We start from the raw sequence: 19,800 nt of genomic DNA on the forward strand, positions 1-19,800 counted from the left end.
GTCGGGGTGACAGGATTTGAACCTGCGACCTCGTCGTCCCGAACGACGCGCGCTACCAAGCTGCGCCACACCCCGTGGCTGCCTCCGAGGGCTGCTGCCCGCGGCGACACCCGAGGATAGCCGACCACCGGGAAGCATCCGAAATCGGTTCGCCGGGACCCGGCGCGGCCGGTCAGTCGGGGAAGTCGGGGTCCTTCGCGAGCAGGGTCAGCAGGGTGGCCTCGGGGCGGCAGGCGAAGCGCACCGGGGCGTACGGCGAGGTGCCGAGGCCGGCCGACACGTGGAGCCATGCGGCGTCCCGGGGTGCCTGCGAGGACGGCCGCACCCGCCCGCGCCGCCCGGCCGAGCCCGCGCCCGGCCACCAGCGCGAGACGCCCTTGGCGCGGCCGGTGTCGAGGTCGCAGTTGGTGACGAGCGCGCCGTGGAAGGGAAGGGCCAGCTGACCGCCGTGGGTGTGGCCGGCCAGGACGAGACCGGCGCCGTCGCGGGTCATGGCGTCGAGGATCCGCTGGTAGGGCGCGTGGACGAGCCCGACGGTGAGGGCGGCGTCCTCGCGGGCCTGACCGGACACCTCGTCGTACCGGTCGAAGTCGACGTGCGGGTCGTTGACCCCGACCAGCTCGACCCGGTGCCCGCCCATCGTCACGACCTCCCGGGCGTTGTCCAGGTCCGCCCAACCACCGGCGCGCAGCCCGTCGACGAGCTCGCCCACCGGCAGGTTGCCGCGCTGCCGCGGCGCCTTGGCGTAGGAGGAGGTGAGGTAGCGCGCCGGGTTCTTCGGGACCGGGGCGAAGTAGTCGTTGGAGCCCAGGACGAAGGCGCCCGGGAACTCCAGCAACGGCTCCAGCGCCCGCAGCAGCGGCGGGACCGCGGCGGCGTGGGCGAGGTTGTCGCCGGTGTCGACGACGAAGTCGGGCCGCAGGTCGGCGAGCGAGCGGACCCAGGCGATCTTCTTCTCCTGCCCTGGCGTCAGGTGCAGGTCCGAGACCTGGAGCACCCGCACCGGGGCCGACCCGGGCGGCAGCACGGGGACCGCGACCCGGCGCAGCGCGAACCACGTGCGCTCGACGAGCCCCGCGTACGCGACCGCCGCGACGCCGGTGCCGGCGGCGACGCCGAGCGTACGGAGCAGGGCGCGGGGGAGTCGGTCCATGCGTCCATCCTCGCAAACCCGGGGGCCGCGGCCGGGGCCGCACCGCGGCCCGACCCGGATGCCGCCGGCGGGCGCCGGGTGCGAGGATGCCTGCATGACCGACACCACCCTCAAGGCCCGGCTCCAGGGCGACCTGCACGACGCCATGCGCGCCCGCGACAAGGTGACCGCGGCGACGCTGCGGATGGCCCTCACGGCGGTCACGACGGCCGAGGTGGCCGGCGACGAGGCTCGCGAGCTGGATGACGACGAGGTCCTCGCGGTGCTGGCCAAGGAGGCCAAGAAGCGCCGCGAGGCAGCCACCGCCTACCACGGCGCGGGCCGCGAGGAGCTGGCCGAGGGCGAGGAGGCCGAGCTGTCCGTGCTCGAGGGCTACCTGCCGGCCCAGCTCGGCGACGACGAGCTGCGGGCTGTTGCCCAGCGGGCGGTCGAGTCCACCGGCGCCACCGGCATGCAGGACATGGGACGGGTCATGAAGGCCGCCCAGGCCGAGGTCGCGGGCCGCGCCGAGGGCGGCCGGGTGGCCGCCGCCGTGCGCAGCGCGCTCGCGGGCCGCTGACCGGGCGGCCGCCGACCCGGCCGCGCTACTTCTTCGGCGGAGGCGTCTTGCCGGGCTTGTCCGGCTTCGGGTCCGACGTCGTCTGCGTCGGCTGCGGGGCCGGCGGCTGGGGCTGCTGCGGCTGGGGCGCCGGGGCCGCGATCGCCGGCTGACCCGACGAGATGAGCAGGCCGACGTCGGACCCGGACATCGCCGAGCCGGACGGGCTCGTCCCGGCCACGGTGCCCGCCGGGGCGCTGCTGGAGATGTAGCCCGACACGTGGCTGCGGAAGCCGGCGTCGTCGAGGATCTGCCGCGCGGAGTCCTGGCTGCGGGCGTAGACGTTCGGGATCGGCACGAGGTCGCCCTGCTTGACCTTGTCGCTGGGCTCCGAAAAGTCCTTGACGGGCATGCCGTCGGTGACCTCGCGCATGATCGCGCCCCACACCGGCGCGGACACCGTGCCGCCGAAGACCTCGCTGAAGCAGCCGTAGTCGCCGAAGCACTTGCCGTTGAGCGAGTACAGCTTGCCGTTCTTGTTCGCGACCTTGACGTTGCCGATCCAGACCGCGGTGGACAGCTGCGGGGTGAAGCCGACGAACCAGCCCTGGTTGTGCTTCTCGGTGGTGCCCGTCTTGCCGGCGGCGGGCCGGTCGGAGAGGTTCCACGCGCCCTGGGCGGTGCCGCCGCTCTCGAAGGTGCCCTTCATCAGCTCGGCGGCGCCGTTGGCGACGTCCTTGTCGATGGCCTGCTTGCACTCCGGCCCGGGGACCTTGATCTCCTCCTTGTCCGGCGTCGTGATCGACACGATCGGGTTCGGGGTGCAGTACTTGCCCTCGGCAGCGATCGTCGCGTAGGCGCTGGCGATGCTCATCGGCGTCGTCGTGCCCGACCCGAGGGTGACGTTGGAGATCGTCCCCTCGATGGGCTTGCCGTTGGCCGCGTGCAGGCCCATCTTCGTCATCGTCTTCTGGACGTTGCAGGGACCGACGTCGATGGACAGCTGGGCGGCCCAGGTGTTGATCGACTTGCCGATGCCCTCGCCCAGGCTCATCTTGCGCCCGCCGATGGGGTAGTCGTTCGTGACCTCCCACGGGTCGCTGGCCCCGCACGGGGCGCCGACGACGTCGGGACCGTCGAACTCGTAGCCCTTCTTGGCGTCCGCGAAGGGGACGTAGATCTCGCCGTTCATCGGCATGCCCTGCTCGAGGGCGGTGACGAGACCGAACACCTTGGCCGTCGACCCGAACTGGTAGCCGTAGGGGCCGCCGCCGTAGACCTGGTCGACGTTCCAGTTGGTCTGGTCCTTCTCGAAGTTCGACGCCTGCGCCATCGCGAGCACCTTGCCGGTGCCGGGCTCGATGATCGTCACGGCGCCGCCGAGGTTGCTCTTGTTGCCGACCGGGACGGCCTTCTCGATCTCGGACTGCGCGTCCTTCTGCATCTTCGCGTCGAGCGTGGTCCGGATGGTCAGGCCGCCGGTGTTGATGCGCTTGAGCCGGTCCTCCGGGGTCTTGCCGAGCACCGCCATCTCCGGGGACTTCTGGAGGTAGGCCATGACGTAGGCGCAGAAGTAGGGCCGCGAGGACCGGTGGCACACGCCCTTGATGGGCTTGCGCTTGATCATCGAGGAGACCTTCTGCTTCTTGGCCTTCGCCACCTGCTTCGGCGTCGCCATCCCCAGCTGGCCCATCCGGGTGAGCACGATGTCGCGGCGGGCCTGGGCCTGCTTCGGGTTGAGCACCGGGTTGTAGGCCGTCGGCTGCTGGACGATGCCGGCGAGCAGTGCGGACTGGCCGAGCTTGAGCTTGCTCGCGTGGACGCCGAAGTAGTTGAGGGCCGCGGCCTCGACGCCGTAGGCCTGGTCGCCGTAGTAGACGAGGTTGAGGTAGCCCTCGAGGATCTGGTCCTTGGTGTAGTTCTCCTCGACGTTGACCGCGTACTTCAGCTCCTGGACCTTGCGGGCGTAGGACTTCGTGACCGCCTGCTCGGCCGCGGCCGCGTCGCCGCGCCGGAGGGCCTGCTCCTGGAGGGTGATCTTCACGTACTGCTGGGTCAGGGTCGAGGCGCCCTGGACGTCGCCGCCCTGCATGTTCGAGACCATGGCGCGGGTGAAGCCGCGCAGGTCCAGCCCGCCGTGGTCGTAGAACCGGGCGTCCTCGATCGCGATCTGCGCGTTGCGCATGTTCTTGTTGATCTTCTTCAGCGGGACGATGATGCGGTTCTCGTCGTACGGGTTCGCGATGAGCTTGCCGTCGGCGTCGAGGATGCGGCTCTGCTGGGCCAGCGGCGAGATGGTGAACTCGCTCGGCAGGTCGTTGAAGAAGTCCACCCCGCCCTTGGCGGCCTGGCCGCCGGCCCCGATGGCGGGGACGGCGACGGCGGCCATGAGCAGGCCGGCGACCGTGCTCAGCACCACGAAACCGAGAAGGAGCCTGAGCACGGCGGGGATGTTCTGGGCGCGTCCGTCCATGGGTCGACAGGGTAACCCGGGGACCTGGTGATCCAAGATTCCGCCGGGCGCGAGCCCTCGGCCCGTCGGGCGAGGCGGCGCATCGGCCGTTCGTCCGAGGGTTCGACCGTTCGTCGGTGCCCCCGACCGGTTCGGACGATACCCCCACTGGTGTGCCCGTCCGTACCGTTTTCCCCAGGTCGCCACCGGACGGTGACGGCATCGCATCCAGCACGGCAAAGCGAGGTGGACATGAGCATCTCTCCCGTCACGGTTCCCGCCGACGGCTCGTGGGTCGCCGAGTGGGCACCCTTCGGCCGCTGCGCCGGGACCGACCCCGACGCGCTCTTCGTCCAGGGGAAGGCCCAGCGAGCCGCCAAGGTCGTCTGCAAGGGGTGCCCGGTCGTGGCCGAGTGCCTCGCGGACGCCCTCGACAACCGCACCGAGTTCGGCGTCTGGGGAGGGATGACCGAGCGCGAGCGCCGGGCCCTCCTGCGACGCCGGCCGGACGTCAGGTCGTGGACGGCACTGCTGTCCGCCGCGAAGGCGCACAGCGCCGAGAGCGAGATCGCCTGACCCCCTGAACTCCCCGGTGGGGCCGACCATCCCCTGCAACCAGTCGTGACACCCCCTGCAGTCACGAGTGGTCGGTCGGCCCCTCCGGGGGCTTTCCGTCTCCGGACCCCGACGACCCCGCCCCGCCGCGGGCCCTGACCGGCCTCGCCCGCTGCTCAGCGGGCGAGGGCGGCCCCGATCTCGCGGAGGCCGTCGAGGTCGTGCACGTCGGTCGCGCTCGCCGGCACCGTGGACACGGGCACCCCGGGATGTGCCGCGACGAAGCGCGCGACGTGCCCCTCGTGCCGCGCCGCGACCTCGGCCAGCCGGGCGTGGAGGCGCAGCAGCGCCGCGGTGAGCCCGGGCGGCGGCCCCTCGCCGCCGTCGGTGTCGTCGGCGCGGTCGTCGAGGTGCTCGGCGGCGGCCTCGGCCCGTGCCCCGCCGAGCCCGGGCGAGGCGAGCACCTGCACCCGGTTGACGACGACCCCGGCCAGCGGCATCCGCTCGGCGGCGAGCCGGTCGACGAAGTACGCGGCCTCGCGCAGCGCGTCCCGCTCCGGCGCGGCGACGACGACGAACGCCGTCTGCGGCTGCTTGAGCAGCGCGTAGGTGACGTCGGCGCGCTCGCGGAAGCCGCCGAACATCGTGTCCAGGGCGGCGACGAAGGTCTGCACGTCGGTGAGGAACTGCCCGCCGAGCACCCGGGAGAGCGTCGCCGCGGCGAGGTTCGCGCCGAACGAGAACACCTTGAGCCCCGCCCGCCCGCCGGCCTTGGCCGGCGCCATGAGCAGTCGGATGAACCGGCCGTCGAGGAAGGACCCGAGGCGCTTCGGCGCGTCGAGGAAGTCCAGGGCCGAGCGCGAGGGCGGGGTGTCGACGACGACGAGGTCCCACGTGCCGTCCCGGTCGGCCTGCGAGCGCAGCTGGCCCAGCTTCTCCATGGCCATGTACTCCTGGGTGCCCGCGAACGAGCTGGAGACCGCCTGGTAGAAGGGGTTCTCGAGGATCTGGGTGGCCTTCTCGGGGGTGGAGTGGGCGAGCACGACCTCGTCGAAGGTCCGCTTCATGTCGAGCATCATCGCGTCGAGCGATCCGCCCGCCTCCGCCCCGACCCCGGGCACCGGCCGCGGGGTGTTGTCGAGCTCGGTGAGGCCGAGGGACTGCGCGAGCCGCCGGGCGGGGTCGATGGTGAGGACGACGACGCGGCGCCCGGCCTCAGCGGCCCGGACCCCGAGGGCCGCGGCCGTCGTCGTCTTCCCGACGCCGCCGGCGCCGCAGCACACGACGATGCCGGTGCCGGGGTCGGCGAGCAGCGCGTCGACGTCGAGCGGCGCGGCGGTGGCGCGGCTCATCGGCCGGCCTCCACCCCGCCCGCCGCCCCTGCGGCGGCCAGGTGCTCGGCGAGGACCGCGACCCCGCCGTCCTCGACGCCCCGGTCCAGCGCCGGCAGCCGCAGGACGGGGCGGCCGAGGGCGGCGACCTCGCCGGCCAGCTCCTGCTCCAGGGCGACCCGGGCGGCGTGCGCGCGGCCCTCGGCGAGCAGCCCGCCGACGGTCCGGGCGCCCGAGCGGACCCCGACGGTGGCGAGGTCGGAGCGGACCCGCTCGTCGACCTCGTCGTCCTCGAGCGCACGCAGGAGGGCGGGCGGGACCAGCGGCTCACGGACCTGGTTGACGACGAGGGCGCCGAGCGGGAAGCCCGCCGCGGTCAGCTCGGCGACGGCGTCGGCGGTCTCCTGCACCGGCATCTCCTCGAGCAGGGTGACGACGTGGACCGCGCAGGTCGCGCTGCGCAGCATCCGGGTGATCGACTCGGCCTGGCCGTGGATGGGACCGACGCGGGCGAGCTCGGACACCTGCTCGTTGACGCCGAGGAAGCGCACGACGCGACCGGTGGGCGGGGCGTCGAGGACGACCGCGTCCCAGACCGGCCTCCCCCTCCCGCGGCGGGAGCCGGCGGTGCGGCCGACCGCCTCGTAGACCTTGCCGGTGAGCAGGACGTCGCGCACGCCGGGCGCGATGGTCGTCGCGAAGTCGACGACGCCCATCCGCTCCAGGGCGCCGCCGGCGCGGCCGAGCTTGTAGAAGGTCTGCAGGTACTCCAGCAGCGCGGCCTTGGCGTCGACCGACAGCCCCCACAGCTCGCCGCCGGAGCGGTCCTGGACGAGGCGGACCTCCTCGGTCCCGAGCGGCGCGACCCCGAACGCGGCGCTGATGCCCTGCCGGGCCTCGACCTCGACGAGGAGCACCGTGCGTCCGGCCCGGGCCAGCGCCAGGGCCAGGGCGCTCGCGACCGTCGTCTTGCCGACCCCGCCCTTGCCGGTGACGACGTGGAGGCGGACCCCGGCGAGCACGCGCTCAAGCGACGGGGCGGCCATGACGTCAAGCGTAGGCCGCTCGCCGGGCGCGCTCAGTGGAGGGTGAGCTCCTCGACCTCGGCGAGCACGAGCAGGTAGGCCGGGGACTCCGGGTCGACGAGGTCGAAGTGGTCGGCGCCGCGGGCCGTCGAGGTCGACACCGGGTCGCCCTCGGCGCGTCCGGCCGCGTAGGTGTCGGCGACGGCCGGCGGCACGACGTCGTCCCGCTCGCCCGAGACGAGTACGGCACGGGCGGTGAGGCGCTGCCGGGCGGGGTCGGCCTCGGCGAAGGCGTCCGGCACCTCCTCGGGCCCGCCGCCGAGGAAGGCGCGCACGGCGTCGTCGCCGAGGTGGAGGCGGTCGGCCTCGGCGAGGTCGGCCACCGGACCGAGGCCGATGACCCCGAGCAGGCCGTCGACGCGGTCCTCCGACGCGAGCCAGAGGACGAGGTGGCCGCCGGCCGAGTGCCCGACGAGGACGAGCGGGTCGGGCAGGTCGGTGTCGGCCGCGACCGACGCCACGCGGGCCCGCAGCGACTCGGCGGTGCCCGGCCAGCCGCCGCCCGGCATGCCGGTGCGGGGGTACTCGAGGCTGGCGACGTGGAAGCCGTCGCGGGCCAGGGCGTCGGCCAGCGGGGCCAGGTGGGCGCGGTCGTACCGCTCGCGCCAGAACCCGCCGTGGACGAGGCCGACGGTGACGCCGCGGGCCCGGTGCGGGTCGGGCTCCCACACGTCGTAGACGTCGGTCTGCTCGGGCCCGGTGACCTCGGTGCGGTCGGGCTGGCGGGCGCTGCGGGACATGACCTCGGGCTCGTCGCTCATCACCGCCACCGTAGCCCCCACCGGCCCGGCGATAGGGTGGCGCGCATGCAGACGTGGGAGTACGCGACCGTTCCGCTCATCGTCCACGCGACGAAGCAGATCCTCGACCAGTGGGGCGAGGACGGCTGGGAGCTCGTCCAGGTGCTCCAGATGGGCGACGGCAACCTCGTCGCGTACCTCAAGCGGCCGAAGGGCTGACCCGCGTGGGCGCCGTCGAGGACCGCATCCGGGAGCTCGGGCTGACCCTGCCCGACGTCGTGCCGCCGCTGGCCTCTTACACGCCGGCCGTGCTCGACGGGTCGCGGGTGTTCGTGTCCGGACAGCTGCCGCTCGTCGACGGCGAGCTGCCCGAGACCGGGCCGGTCGGCGAGCTCGTGGGCCTCGTGACGCCCGAGCGCGCCGCCCAGCTGGCCGCGGTCTGCGCCCTCAACGCCGTCGCCGCGGTCCGCTCCGTCGTCGGCGACCTCGACCGGGTCGAGCGGGTCGTCAAGGTCACCGGCTTCGTCGCCTCCGACCCCTCGTTCACCGGGCAGCCCGGCGTGATCAACGGGGCCAGCGACCTGTTCGGGAAGATCTTCGGCGACGCCGGGGTGCACGCCCGCTCGGCCGTCGGCGTCGCGGCCCTGCCGCTCGGGGCGCCGGTCGAGGTCGAGGTGATCGTCCACGTCCGCGACTGACGGCCCGCCCCCGGGACGGGTGCTGCGCCGCCGCGTCACCGACCCCGACCTGCTGGCGCGCGCCGACGCGTGGTTCGCGGGCGGCTGCCCGCCCGCCGCCGACCCCCGCCCCGCCGCCACCGTCATGCTCGTGCGCGACGCCGCGGGCGGCGTCGAGGTCTACGTCCAGCGCCGGGTGGCGACGATGGCCTTCGCGCCGTCGATGGTCGTCTTCCCCGGCGGCCGGGTGGACCCGGTCGACCGTGGGCTCGACCCGGCCACCCCGGGCCTCGCCGAGCTGGCCGCGCTCATGGGCGTGCCCGTCGGGGAGGCCGCGGCCCTGGCCGCCGCCGCCGTCCGCGAGGTCGAGGAGGAGTGCGGCGTGCGGGTCCCCGTCGCCGCGCTGCGCCCGCGCGGGCACTGGGTGACGCCGGCCTTCGAGCCGCGCCGCTACGACACCTGGATCCTCGCCGCGGCCATGCCCGAGGGGCAGCACGCCGGCGAGACCAGCGGCGAGTCCGACGGCGGCGGCTGGGTGCGGCCCGAGGACGCACTGCGGCGCGCGGCCGCGGGCGAGGTGCGGATGATGCCGCCGCAGGTCTGGGCGCTGGAGGCGCTGCGCGAGTTCGCCTCCGCCGCGGACTTCCTCGCCCACACCCCGGACGTACGCCGCGTCGACCCGGTCCTGGAGCGCGAGCCGGACGGGACGCTCGTCCTGCGCACCGACCTGCCCTGAGCGCCGGGGCAAAGCCGTCCGCCGTTCGACGGGCCGCACCCGGGGCGAGCGCGCCGGGCCTTAGTCCGCTCCCGGTCGGCGCGAGCCAGTAGCGTCGCGGCCATGAGACGGGTGCCCTTCGCCGGCGGCGAGCAGGTCAACGTGGTCGCGGGCATGATGCGCATCGCCGACAAGACCGACGACGAGATCCGCACGCTCGTGCGGGCCGCGCGCGACGCCGGCATCGACTTCTTCGACCACGCCGACGTGTACGGCGGCCCCCTGCACCGCGCCGAGGAGCGCTTCGCCGAGGCCCTCGCGCTCAGCCCGTCCGAGCGCGAGCAGGTCGTGCTGCAGAGCAAGACCGGCATCGTCCCGGACGGGGACGGCGCGTACTTCGACTTCTCCCGCGACCACATCGTCTCCTCGGTGGAGGGGTCGCTCCGGGCGCTGCGCACCGACCACCTCGACGTGCTGCTGCTCCACCGCCCCGACGCGCTCGTCGAGCCCGAGGAGGTCGCCCGCGCCTTCGACGAGCTCGAGTCCTCGGGCAAGGTGCGCGCGTTCGGGGTGTCGAACCACACCCCGCGGCAGATCGACCTGCTGCGCACCGCGGTGACCCAGCCGATCGTCGCCAACCAGATCCAGATCTCGCTCACCCACGCGCCGGCGATCGCCCAGGGCGTCGCGATGAACATGGACGCCCTCGAGCAGTCCACGACGCTCGACGGCGGCGGCGTCGTCGACTACTGCCGGCTGCACGGGATCACGCTGCAGGCGTGGTCGCCGTTCCAGGCGAAGTTCTTCAGCGGGGTCTTCCTCGACAACCCGGACTACCCGGAGCTCAACGCCGTCCTGGACCGGCTGGCGGCGCAGTACGACGTGCCGGCCCTGGCCGTCGCGACGGCGTGGCTGACCCGTCACCCCGCGAGGATGCAGGTCGTCCTCGGCACGACGACGCCGCAGCGGGTGACCGACGCGGCACTGGGCTCGGACCTGCCGCTCACCCGCTCGGAGTGGTACGAGCTGTTCCGGGCGGCCGGGTACACCGTCCCGTGAGCGAGGAGGCGGCCCCCTGGGCCGGGGGCCCGGTCACCGCGCGTGCGCACTGCGTCCTGGAGCCCAACCCGGGGCCGATGACGCTGGACGGGACGAACACCTGGGTGCTGCTGGAGCCCGGCTCGAGCGAGGCCGTCGTCCTCGACCCCGGGGAGGAGGACGAGCCCCACCTGCGGGCGGTCCTCGACCACGTCGAGGCTCGGGGGGCCCGGGTGGCGCTCACCCTCCTCACCCACCGCCACCACGACCACGCCGCCGGCGCCCCGCGCTTCGCCGCCCTGACCGGAGCCCCCACCCGGGCGGTCGGCGCCGGCCACGACGACCTCGCCGACGGGGACGTCGTCACCGTCGGGGGCCTCGAGCTGCGGGTCGTCGCGACGCCCGGGCACACCGCCGACTCCGTGTCCTTCGCCCTACCGGCCGACCACGCACTGCTCACCGGCGACACCGTGCTCGGCCGCGGCACGACCGTCGTCGCGCACCCGGACGGCGAGCTCGGCGCCTACCTCGACTCCCTGGACCGGCTCGCCGCCCTCACCGGCGACGGCGGCGCGACGACGATCCTGCCCGGCCACGGCCCCCGGGTGCCCGACGCCGCCGCCATGGTCGCGTTCTACCGGGTGCACCGCCAGGAGCGGCTGGAGCAGGTGCGCCAGGCCCTGGCCGACGGCGCGGCGACGGAGGAGGACCCGGTCGAGGGGGTCCTGCGCCGGGTCTACGCCGAGGTCCCGCGCGAGGTGTGGCCGGCGGCCCGGATGTCGGTCCGGGCCCAGCTCGACCACCTCGGGGTGGCCTGGACGCCCCGCGGCTAGCGCGCGCGGCGGGTGAGGCGCTCGACGTCCAGGAGCAGGACGGCGCGGGCCTCCAGGCGCAGCCAGCCGCGCGAGGCGAAGTCGGCCAACGCCTTGTTCACCGTCTCCCGCGAGGCGCCGACGAGCTGCGCGAGCTCCTCCTGGGTGAGGTCGTGCGGCACGAGGACGCCGTCGTCGACCTGCCGGCCGAACCGCCCGGCGAGGTCGAGCAGCGCCTTGGCCACCCGTCCCGGCACGTCGGTGAAGACGAGGTCGGCGAGCACGTCGTTGGTGCGGCGCAGCCGGCGGGCGAGCGCCGAGAGGAGGGTCAGCGCGACGCCGGGCCGCTGGGCGAGGAACTCCTTGAGCTGCTCGTGGCCCATCGACACGAGCTGGGTCTCGGCGACGGCGGTCGCGGTCGCCGTGCGCGGGCCGGGGTCGAAGAGCGACAGCTCGCCGAACATCTCGCCGGGGCCGAGGATGGCGAGGAGGTTCTCGCGCCCGTCGCTGCTCGTGCGGCCGAGCTTGATCTTGCCCTCACCGATGACGTAGAGCCGGTCGCCCTGGTCGCCCTCGTGGAAGAGGACGTCGCCGCGCTCCAGGCGGGACGGGCTCATCGTCGCGATGAGCGTCTCGGCGGCCTGGTCGTCGAGGGGCGAGAACAGCGGGGCTTTCCGCACGACGTCGTGGTCCACGACCCACAGTCTGCCAGAGCGGCACCGGCCCGACGCGTGCTGCCGTGGCCCCGGAGCACCGTCGGTGGCCGCCCGTACGCTGGCGCCGTGCCCACCCGTCCCACCCCCGCCGTCCGGCGTGCGGCCACCGGCGAGGAGTCGCCCGTGGCCCGCACCCGCCGGGCCCGCCGCACCTACAAGGCTCTCCAGGAGCGCTACCCGTACGCCCATTGCGAGCTCGACTTCGAGACCCCGTTGCAGCTGCTCGTCGCGACGGTGCTGTCGGCGCAGACCACCGACGTCCTCGTCAACACCGTCACCCCGACCCTCTTCTCGCGCTGGCCCACCGCCGAGGCGCTGGCCGCGGCCGACCGCGACGAGATGGAGGCCGTCCTCAAGCCCACCGGGTTCTTCCGGGCCAAGACGACCTCGGTCATCACCCTGGCCCAGGCGATCGTCGAGCGGTTCGACGGCGAGGTGCCCGGACGGCTGGCCGACCTGGTCACCCTGCCCGGGGTCGGCCGCAAGACGGCCAACGTCGTCCTCGGCAACGCCTTCGGCGTCCCCGGCATCACCGTCGACACCCACGTCGGGCGTCTCGTGCGGCGCTGGGGGTGGACCCAGGAGACCGACCCGGTCAAGGTCGAGGCCGCCGTCGCCGCGCTCGTCCCGCGGCGCGAGTGGACGACGCTGAGCAACGTCGTGATCTTCCACGGCCGTCGCACCTGCTTCGCCCGCAGGCCGGCGTGCGGCGCCTGCCCGGTCACCCGCTGGTGCCCCGCGTACGGCGAGGGCGAGACCGACCCCGAGAAGGCGCGCGCGCTGCTGAAGTTCGAGCTCGCGCCCGGCGCCGTGCCGCCCGACCCGCCACCGGGGCCCCTGCCCGACGACGCCTGACGCCGCCGGCCCCGGCTCCGCCGGTCGGCGCGGGTGGGCGCCTACAGCCGGGTGGGGGAGGCGTGCGGGGCGAAGGAGTCGGCACTGGCCAGCCGCCAGTCCGCGGCCCAGGACTCCGGCGCGTCCTGCAGCAGCTGACCCGGCTCGAGCCAGTCGTACAGCTCGGCGTACGAACGGGCCTCGGTCTCGGTGATGTTGCGGCGCAGGTGGAACGGCGAGAGCTGGTCCGGGGAGCGCACCCCCATCGCGGCCATGAGCTGCATCGCCTCGGCCACCGTCGCCTCCTGGTAGCGCCGCACCCGCTCGCTCTTGTCGCCGACGTCCAGGGCCCGCGCCCGCCGCGGGTCCTGGGTGGCGACCCCGCTCGGGCAGGTGTCGGTCGAGCAGCGCTGGGCCTGGATGCAGCCGGCCGCCATCATCATCGCCCGGGCCGAGTTCGTGTAGTCCGCGCCCTGGACGAGCCGCTTGACGATGTCGTTGCCCTGGGCGACCTTGCCGCTGGCCCCGACCTTGACCCGGTCGCGCAGGCCCGCCCCGACCAGCGCGTTGTGCACGGTCATCAGCCCGTGCGTCAGCGGCATCCCGACGTGGTCCTCGAACTCCAGCGGCGCCGCGCCCGTCCCGCCCTCGGACCCGTCGACGATGATGAAGTCCGGGGCCGTCCCGACCTCGAGGATCGCCTTGCAGATCGCGAGGACGTCGAGGCGCGAGCCGACGCACAGCTTGAACCCGGCGGGCTTGCCGCCGGACAGCTCCCGCATCCGGGCGACGAACTCGACGAGCTCGGTGGGGGTCGAGAAGACCCGGTGCGCCGGCGGGCTCACGCACTTCTCGCCCTGCGGCACCTGGCGGACCTCCGCGATCTCCTTGGTCACCTTCTTCGCCGGCAGCACGCCGCCGATGCCGGGCTTGGCGCCCTGGCTCAGCTTGAGCGACACGAGCTTCACCGCGTCGTGCGCCGCCTTGTCGGCGAAGGTGTCGGGGTCGAAGCCGCCGTCCTTCGTGCGGGCCCCGAAGTACCCGGTGCCGAGCTCCCAGACGATGTCGCCGCCGTGCTCCAGGTGGTAGGCCGACAGCCCGCCCTCGCCGGTGTCGTGCGCGAACCCGCCCATCGCGGCGCCCTTGTTCAGGGCACGGATGGCGTTGGCCGACAGCGACCCGAAGCTCATCGCCGACACGTTCATCAGCGCCATCGAGTACGGCCGCGTGCAGTCCGGCCCGCCGACCTGGACCCGCGCCGGCTCGTCCGGCGGCTCCACCGGGGCCACCGAGTGCACGAGGTACTCGTAGCCGACCTCGTTGACGTCGCGCTCGGTGCCGAAGGACTTCTCGCCGTGGATGCCCTTGGCCCGCTCGTAGACGACCGAGCGGGTGTTGCGGTCGAACGGCCGGCCGTCCCAGTCGCGCTCGATGAAGTACTGCTGCAGCTCGGGACGCAGGTCCTCCAGCACGTAGCGCAGGTGCCCGACGACGGGGTAGCGGCGCAGGATGCTGTGCCGCTTCTGCAGCAGGTCGTAGGCCGCCAGCGCGGTCACTCCCGCCCCGGCCGCGGCGGCTCCGGTCCAGCCCTTCGATCCGGTCATCGGTGCTCCTCCTCGGCGCGGACGGTCCTGTGTCGTGACCTACCCGAGACGCTGCTCGCGGACACTGGACGTCACCTGTGAGTCGGCGTCCGGCGCTGACAGAACGCTTATCTACGATGACCGCCATGACCTCGGCACCGGCGTGGCTCGCGCGGCTCGCGGCGCGCCGGGATGTCGGCGCGCACCCGTGGTTCGCACAGCACCCGCCGCCGGCCGACCGGGTGCGCGACTCCGCCGTGCTCGTGCTCTTCGGCCCCGGGCCCGACGGCGAGCCGGACGTCGTCCTCACCGAGCGGGCGCACACCCTGCGCAGCCACCCCGGCCAGGTGTCCTTCCCCGGCGGCGGCGTCGACCCCGGGGACGACGGCGTGGTCGGCGCGGCGCTGCGCGAGGCCGAGGAGGAGGTCGGGCTCGACCCCGCCGGCGTCGAGGTCCTCGCGACGCTGCCTCCGCTCTTCCTCGCCCCGAGCCGCAACGCCGTCACCCCGGTGCTCGGCTGGTGGCCCCGGCCGGTGCCGGTCGGCGTCGTCGACGAGGCCGAGGTGGCGCGGGTCGTCCGGGTCCCGGTCGCCGACCTGCTCGACCCCGACCGCCGGTTCACGGCCGTTTTCGGACCCTACCGGGGCCCCGGGTTCGACGTGGGTGGCCTCTTCGTCTGGGGGTTCACGGCGATGCTGCTCGACGCCGTGCTCGAGCTCGGCGGGATCGGCGCGCCCTGGGACGACACCCGCGAGCGCGACCTGCCCGACTCCGTGCGCTCGCCGTGGATGCGGGCCGTGGAGCAGGAGGAGGGCGCGTGAGCGGGTCGACGGTGCTCGACATCGTGCTCGTCCTGGTCCTCCTCGGCTACGCGGGCAGCGGCTGGCGGCAGGGGTTCGTTGCCGCGCTGCTGGGGCTCGTCGGGCTGGTCGCCGGGGCCTGGGCGGCGCTGCGGTTCGGGCCCCCGCTGCTCCGGGCGGCGACGGACATCGACCTCTCGACGCCGGTGGGGACCCTCGTCCTCGTCGCGCTCACCCTGGTCGTCGCGACCATCGGCCAGGGGGTCATGCTCGCGCTGGCCTCGCGGCTGCGGGGCCGCATCCGCTCCTCCTCGCTGCGGGTGGTCGACAGCGCCGTCGGGGCGGTCGCGGTGCTCGTCGTCGCCGTCCTCGTCGTCTGGGTGCTCGCCGGGGCGCTGCGGACCTCCGGGCCGGCGTCGCTGCGACCGGTCCTCGCCCGCTCGGCGGTGGTCCAGGAGATCGACCGGCTCGTGCCGTCCTCGGCCCAGGGGGTCGTCGACGAGGCCACCCAGGCGCTCGGCCGGACCGACTTCCCCCGGGTCTTCGAGGGCCTCGGCCCCGAGCCCATCGCGTCCGTGCCGGCGCCGGACGGCCGGCTGGCGCGCGACCCCGCCGTGCGCCGGGCGCTGGGCTCCGTCATCCACGTGCGCGCCGAGGCCCCCCGGTGCGGCCAGACCCAGGTCGGCAGCGGCTGGGTGCTCTCGCAGGGGCGGGTGGTGACGAACGCGCACGTCGTGTCCGGGGCCTCCCGGGTGCAGGTCGACGTCGGCGGGCGGGGGCCCGAGCTCGACGCGCAGGTCGTCGCCTTCGACGCCGACCGCGACATCGCCGTCCTCCTCGTGCCGGGCCTCACCGCGAACCGGCTGCCGCAGGGCGAGGAGCTGGGGCGCGGCGACGACGCCGTCCTCGCCGGGTTCCCGGGCGACGAGGGCCTGTGGGTCGGGTCGGCCCGGGTGCGCTCGGTGCTCGAGGCACGGGGGGCCGACATCTACGGCGACCCCGGGACGACGCGGCGCATCTACTCGCTGCGCGCGACCATCCGGCAGGGGGCGTCGGGCGGCCCGGTGCTCGACGCCGACGGCGACGTCGTCGGGATGGTCTTCGCGACCTCGCTCGACGACCCGGACACGGGGTACGCGCTGACGCTGGAGGAGATGGCGCCGGTGCTCGACACCGCCCGGCGGGCGAACGCGCCGGTCCCGACGGGGGCCTGCGCGACGCACTGACGGCGCGCGTGGGGGCGCCGTGCGTCGGGGCTCAGGCCTCGCGCTTGAGGACCTTGACCGTCTCCTGGCCCTGGACGATGGCCTTCTCCGGCTTCGGCTTGGCCTCCTGCAGTGCCTTGCGGCCCAGGAGCCCGAGCACGGCGGCGAGGGCGAAGAGCAGCACGGTGACGATGAGGTAGCCGGCCCACACCGGCAGCCACACGGCGAGCACCCGGGCGAGGGTGTGGAAGAGGAAGACGAGCCCGACCACCCCGAGGAACCCAGCGCCGGCCAGCAGCCCCGCGCCCTTGCCCATGACCTTGGCGCCCTGGCTGACCTCGGCCTTCGCGAGCTCGATCTCGCCGCGCACGATGCCCTGCAGGTCGTGCGTGACGTCGGCGACCAGCTGCCCGATCGTCCGGTCGGTGCTCTCGGGTGCCATGGGTCCTCGCTGGGGTCGACGTCGTCCCTCGTCGGGGCGTACGGGTCCGACCTTACCGAGTGGCACCGGCCCCGGGGTCGCCGCTGCCCGACGCGGCCGGGGCGTCCTCCTGGTAGCAGTCGGGGATGCCGTCGCCGTCCTCGTCGCGGGTCTCCTCCTCGTGGATCCGCTTGTAGACCTTGTTGCGGCGCCGGAGCACCACGGACGCCAGGCTGGCGGCCAGCAGCGAGCCCACGAGGACCGACAGCTTGACGTGCTCGTCGCGCTCGGAGCCGGCGCCGAACGCGAGCTCGCCGACGAGCAGGGACACGGTGAACCCGACCCCGGTGAGCAGTGCCAGGCCGGCGATGTCGGACCACGCGAGGTCTTCGTCGAGCTCGGCGCTGGTGAACCTCGCCATCAGCCACGTGGACCCGAGCACCCCGACGAGCTTGCCGACGACGAGCCCACAGATCACCCCGATGGCCACGGGGTCGACAAGGGTCTCGCCGAAGCCGCCGCCGACGATCGTCACGCCGGAGGCGAAGAAGGCGAAGACGGGCACGGCGAAGCCCGCGGAGATCGGCCGGAGGCGGTGCTCGAAGCGATGGGCGACGTCCTCCTCGGCCGACATCGTGCTGAGCCGGGGGACGCCCCGGGCCCGCGGCTTGACCGGCACCGTGAGGCCGAGCAGCACGCCCGCCACCGTCGCGTGCACCCCGGAGGCGTGGACGAAGCCCCAGGTGAGGGCGGCCAGCGGGATGAGCAGGTACCACTGGCCGAGCCGGCGCTGCACGAGGTAGGCGAAGACGGCCAGCGGGACGAGGGCGACGAGCAGCGGGGCGAGCTGCAGGTCGGAGGTGTAGAAGATCGCGATGATCGTGATGGCGATGAGGTCGTCGACCACGGCCAGGGTGAGCAGGAAGGACCGCAGCCCCGACGGCAGGTGCGAGCCGATGACGGCGAGGACCGCGAGGGCGAACGCGATGTCCGTCGCCGTGGGAATGGCCCAGCCGCGCAGGGCGTCGCCCTCGCCGCCCATGAAGGTCACGACGCCGAGGAAGACGATCGCCGGGGTGACAACGCCGGCGACGGCCGCGAGCACCGGCACGGCCGCCTTCGCCGGAGTGCGCAGCTCACCGACGAGGAACTCGCGCTTCAGCTCGAGGCCGGCGACGAAGAAGAAGATGGCCAGCAGGCCGTCCGCGGCCCAGTGGTTGAGCGTGAGCTTCAGGTGCCCCCAGTCGACGCCGACCTTGAGGTCGCGCAGCGCCTCGTAGGACTCCCGCCACGGGCTGTTCGCGTAGAGGATCGCGACGACGGCGGCCACGAGCAGCACCGCGCCCCCGATGGTCTCGGTGCGCAGGGCATTCGCGACGAACTGGGCCTCGGTCCACGACGGGCGGTGGAACAGCTGGTCGTGGTGGGGGTCCGGACGCTCCGGCGGCGTGGGGGTGTCCGGGTTCCCGGGGTTCTCGGCGGGGGAGGGGCTCATCGCGGCTCCTGTCGAGGTGCGGACCGCGGCCCGGGGCGCAGGGGACGCGGCAGTGTCTTGCCGACCAGACTTCCCGGCGCTCCGGGAACACCCTACCGGGCCTGTGGGCCGGCTGTCTCCGCACGCCCGCTTGGCGGACCCGGGGGGTCGAGGGCGCCGGCGGCCTCAGCACGGGCCGGCGGGTCGCGTAGGCCGGCCTCGGTGCCGTCCTGGCCCGGGCCGTCGTGTGGGTTGGGGGTCGTCCCGTTCGTGGTTCTGCCCCTCCGTCCCGACGGCTTGGAGATGCTCCCGGGTCGGTAGCAATTTGATTCTGCTGCAGGCGAACATGAGCAGAATGGGTCTTGTCGTCGTACGCGTGTTCGGGTAAGATCGGGGCATGGACCGGGGGGACGTGAGCAGCCGCATCGCCGCACTGCGCGGCGATGCGGTTCTGCTCGCGAGGGACCTGGCCGAGCACGGCCGCAGCCTGGATCCGACCGAGGCGTTCGAGGTCGCCGGCGAGCTCCAGGCCGTCGTCAACGCGGTCGAGGGCGCGCAGGCCGTGACCGCCGCGTACGGGGCGCGGGTCGAGTACCGGCTCACCTCCGACGCGCTCCTCGAGCGCGTACACGCGGCGGGGTTCGTCGACGGCATGGCCCCCTCGATGCTGTCGATGGAGGCCGGCGTCACCGAGGGGGTCGCCGGGCGCAAGCTCCGCCTCGGCGCGAGGTTGTCGGAGGCGTTCCCGGCCGTGCGGGACCTCGTGCTGGAGGGGGAGGTCGCGGCGGTGACGGCGCACAAGGTCCTCGACGCCTGCGCCGGCCTCGACCTCGACGCGTGTGGCCGTGTGGACGCCCGGCTCGCGCCGCGGCTCGCGGGCATGGACCCGGCCCGGGTCAGTTCCGAGACCCGCCGCATCGCGGCCCGCGTGGCCGCCGACCAGGTCGCCGAGCACGCCGCGAAGACGAAGAAGGTGCGGACCGTCGAGGTCTGCCCGAGCGAGGACGGCCTCACCGAGTGGTTCGCGCTGCTGCCCACCGCGACCAGCAAGGCGGCGTGGAGCGCCGTCGAGTCCCTTGCTGCGGAGTACCGCGACGTCGACGACACTCTCACCGTTCCGGAGTCCCGGGCCGACGCGTTCGGGGACCTGCTGCTGCGCAACGTGAGCGTCAGCGCGCAGGTGACGCTCGGCGTCCCTGTCGTCACCGGCGTCCCGGACTCCGCCCCGGTCCCGACGGTGCGGACCTTCTCCCCGCGGGACCCCGACGAGACGATCATCGACGCCACCACCGGCGAGGAGGTCCGCATCGGCGACCTCCCCGCCGACACCCAGGAAGACCTCGGCTGGCACGACTTCGCCGACTACGACACCGCCGACGGTCCCGGCGTGCCGACTGCGCTCGAGATGGCTCCCACCCGCCTCGGCAGCGACACCCGCGCCACCGCCCTGGTCTCCGGGGTGCAGTTGCCCGGCCTGGGCTGGGTCGACGCCACCACCGTCGCCGGCATCCTCACCAGCCTCCCCTTGCAGGTCGCCCGGGCGGTCCTGGACGCCGACACCGGCACGCTGGCCTCGATCACGTCGGACGCCTACCGCCCGCCCGCGCGGATGCGGCAGCTCGTCACCACCCGGGACGGCACCTGCCGCATGTACGGCTGTAGTCGCCCCGC

20 protein-coding genes and 1 tRNA gene are annotated in these 19,800 nt (G+C 74.2%); 11 read left to right on the plus strand and 10 right to left on the minus strand.

Annotation, left to right across the window (positions count from 1 at the left end; genetic code table 11):
* Position 1 precedes the first annotated feature (1 nt).
* Positions 2 to 75 (minus strand) — tRNA-Pro (locus tag EPD83_RS17040).
* 97 nt (positions 76 to 172) lie between these two features.
* Positions 173 to 1,153: a metallophosphoesterase gene (locus EPD83_RS17045; RefSeq protein ID WP_128365150.1), complete on the minus strand. Its 981-nt coding sequence runs from the start codon at positions 1,151 to 1,153 to the stop codon at positions 173 to 175.
* Positions 1,154 to 1,247: 94 nt separating this feature from the next.
* Between EPD83_RS17045 and EPD83_RS17050 the strand changes: the two genes are divergently transcribed.
* Positions 1,248 to 1,712 (plus strand): GatB/YqeY domain-containing protein, encoded by a 465-nt coding sequence (locus EPD83_RS17050; protein WP_128365148.1) that lies wholly within the window; start codon positions 1,248 to 1,250, stop codon positions 1,710 to 1,712.
* 25 nt (positions 1,713 to 1,737) lie between these two features.
* Here EPD83_RS17050 and EPD83_RS17055 read toward each other — a convergent pair whose 3' ends face one another.
* On the minus strand, positions 1,738 to 4,164 hold the full coding sequence (locus tag EPD83_RS17055; protein ID WP_128367560.1) for a transglycosylase domain-containing protein: 2,427 nt from the start codon (positions 4,162 to 4,164) through the stop codon (positions 1,738 to 1,740).
* A gap of 231 nt (positions 4,165 to 4,395) precedes the next feature.
* On the opposite strand from EPD83_RS17055, the gene EPD83_RS17060 reads away from it, so the two are divergent.
* Positions 4,396 to 4,719, plus strand: a complete 324-nt coding sequence (locus EPD83_RS17060) for a WhiB family transcriptional regulator (RefSeq protein ID WP_128367561.1) — start codon at positions 4,396 to 4,398, stop codon at positions 4,717 to 4,719.
* Positions 4,720 to 4,874: 155 nt separating this feature from the next.
* Here EPD83_RS17060 and EPD83_RS17065 read toward each other — a convergent pair whose 3' ends face one another.
* Genes EPD83_RS17065 through EPD83_RS17075 form a run of 3 tightly spaced genes read right to left on the minus strand, consistent with a single transcriptional unit; the run spans position 4,875 to position 7,875 of the window.
* Complete coding sequence (locus tag EPD83_RS17065; protein WP_165566909.1) at positions 4,875 to 6,050, minus strand: ArsA family ATPase; 1,176 nt, start codon at positions 6,048 to 6,050, stop codon at positions 4,875 to 4,877.
* Entirely contained in the window at positions 6,047 to 7,075 is a 1,029-nt protein-coding gene (locus tag EPD83_RS17070) for an ArsA family ATPase (protein ID WP_165566910.1), read from the minus strand. The genes EPD83_RS17065 and EPD83_RS17070 overlap by 4 nt, the downstream gene beginning before the upstream one ends.
* A 32-nt stretch (positions 7,076 to 7,107) precedes the next feature.
* The gene (locus EPD83_RS17075) at positions 7,108 to 7,875 is read right to left on the minus strand and encodes an alpha/beta hydrolase family protein (RefSeq protein ID WP_165566911.1); all 768 of its coding nucleotides are present in this window, start codon (positions 7,873 to 7,875) and stop codon (positions 7,108 to 7,110) included.
* 45 nt (positions 7,876 to 7,920) lie between these two features.
* Here EPD83_RS17075 and EPD83_RS17080 point away from each other — a divergent pair, with 45 nt between their 5' ends.
* The 5 genes from EPD83_RS17080 to EPD83_RS17100 all read left to right on the plus strand — a co-directional run bounded on the left by EPD83_RS17080 (position 7,921) and on the right by EPD83_RS17100 (position 11,117).
* On the plus strand, positions 7,921 to 8,073 hold the full coding sequence (locus EPD83_RS17080) for a DUF4177 domain-containing protein (protein ID WP_128367603.1): 153 nt from the start codon (positions 7,921 to 7,923) through the stop codon (positions 8,071 to 8,073).
* Positions 8,074 to 8,078: 5 nt separating this feature from the next.
* Positions 8,079 to 8,552 carry a RidA family protein gene (locus tag EPD83_RS17085; protein WP_128367602.1) on the plus strand — a complete coding sequence of 158 codons (474 nt, stop codon included), beginning with the start codon at positions 8,079 to 8,081 and terminating at the stop codon, positions 8,550 to 8,552.
* Between the two features lie 19 nt (positions 8,553 to 8,571).
* Positions 8,572 to 9,267: an NUDIX hydrolase gene (locus EPD83_RS17090; RefSeq protein WP_165566912.1), complete on the plus strand. Its 696-nt coding sequence runs from the start codon at positions 8,572 to 8,574 to the stop codon at positions 9,265 to 9,267.
* A gap of 102 nt (positions 9,268 to 9,369) precedes the next feature.
* Positions 9,370 to 10,305, plus strand: coding sequence for an aldo/keto reductase (locus EPD83_RS17095; RefSeq protein ID WP_165566913.1), 936 nt, complete (start codon positions 9,370 to 9,372; stop codon positions 10,303 to 10,305).
* Between the two features lie 77 nt (positions 10,306 to 10,382).
* Positions 10,383 to 11,117: an MBL fold metallo-hydrolase gene (locus EPD83_RS17100; RefSeq protein ID WP_165566917.1), complete on the plus strand. Its 735-nt coding sequence runs from the start codon at positions 10,383 to 10,385 to the stop codon at positions 11,115 to 11,117.
* Here the strand turns inward: EPD83_RS17100 and EPD83_RS17105 are convergent.
* Positions 11,114 to 11,791 carry a Crp/Fnr family transcriptional regulator gene (locus tag EPD83_RS17105; protein ID WP_165566914.1) on the minus strand — a complete coding sequence of 226 codons (678 nt, stop codon included), beginning with the start codon at positions 11,789 to 11,791 and terminating at the stop codon, positions 11,114 to 11,116. The two genes, EPD83_RS17100 and EPD83_RS17105, sit on opposite strands and share 4 nt — an antisense overlap.
* An 87-nt stretch (positions 11,792 to 11,878) precedes the next feature.
* Here EPD83_RS17105 and nth point away from each other — a divergent pair, with 87 nt between their 5' ends.
* A complete protein-coding gene (nth, locus tag EPD83_RS17110; RefSeq protein ID WP_205859574.1) occupies positions 11,879 to 12,667 on the plus strand; it encodes an endonuclease III in 789 nt (262 codons plus the stop codon).
* Between the two features lie 41 nt (positions 12,668 to 12,708).
* On the opposite strand, the gene EPD83_RS17115 is transcribed toward nth, so the two are convergent.
* Positions 12,709 to 14,250, minus strand: a complete 1,542-nt coding sequence (locus EPD83_RS17115; protein WP_128366992.1) for an FMN-binding glutamate synthase family protein — start codon at positions 14,248 to 14,250, stop codon at positions 12,709 to 12,711.
* Between the two features lie 125 nt (positions 14,251 to 14,375).
* Here EPD83_RS17115 and EPD83_RS17120 point away from each other — a divergent pair, with 125 nt between their 5' ends.
* Both EPD83_RS17120 and EPD83_RS17125 read left to right on the plus strand, forming a co-directional pair.
* The gene (locus tag EPD83_RS17120) at positions 14,376 to 15,050 is read left to right on the plus strand and encodes an NUDIX hydrolase (RefSeq protein ID WP_407676037.1); all 675 of its coding nucleotides are present in this window, start codon (positions 14,376 to 14,378) and stop codon (positions 15,048 to 15,050) included.
* Positions 15,047 to 16,255 carry a MarP family serine protease gene (locus tag EPD83_RS17125; protein ID WP_164896467.1) on the plus strand — a complete coding sequence of 403 codons (1,209 nt, stop codon included), beginning with the start codon at positions 15,047 to 15,049 and terminating at the stop codon, positions 16,253 to 16,255. The genes EPD83_RS17120 and EPD83_RS17125 overlap by 4 nt, the downstream gene beginning before the upstream one ends.
* 31 nt (positions 16,256 to 16,286) lie before the next feature.
* On the opposite strand, the gene EPD83_RS17130 is transcribed toward EPD83_RS17125, so the two are convergent.
* Together EPD83_RS17130 and nhaA are read right to left on the minus strand one after the other, a co-directional pair.
* On the minus strand, positions 16,287 to 16,676 hold the full coding sequence (locus EPD83_RS17130; protein WP_128366995.1) for a phage holin family protein: 390 nt from the start codon (positions 16,674 to 16,676) through the stop codon (positions 16,287 to 16,289).
* A gap of 52 nt (positions 16,677 to 16,728) precedes the next feature.
* Complete coding sequence (nhaA, locus tag EPD83_RS17135; RefSeq protein WP_165566915.1) at positions 16,729 to 18,150, minus strand: Na+/H+ antiporter NhaA; 1,422 nt, start codon at positions 18,148 to 18,150, stop codon at positions 16,729 to 16,731.
* Between the two features lie 376 nt (positions 18,151 to 18,526).
* Between nhaA and EPD83_RS17140 the strand changes: the two genes are divergently transcribed.
* A partial coding sequence (locus EPD83_RS17140; protein ID WP_165566916.1) for a 13E12 repeat family protein occupies positions 18,527 to 19,800 on the plus strand: 1,274 nt, incomplete at its 3' end.

This window comes from Phycicoccus flavus (genome assembly GCF_004025965.2).
GTDB lineage: Bacteria > Actinomycetota > Actinomycetes > Actinomycetales > Dermatophilaceae > Phycicoccus > Phycicoccus flavus.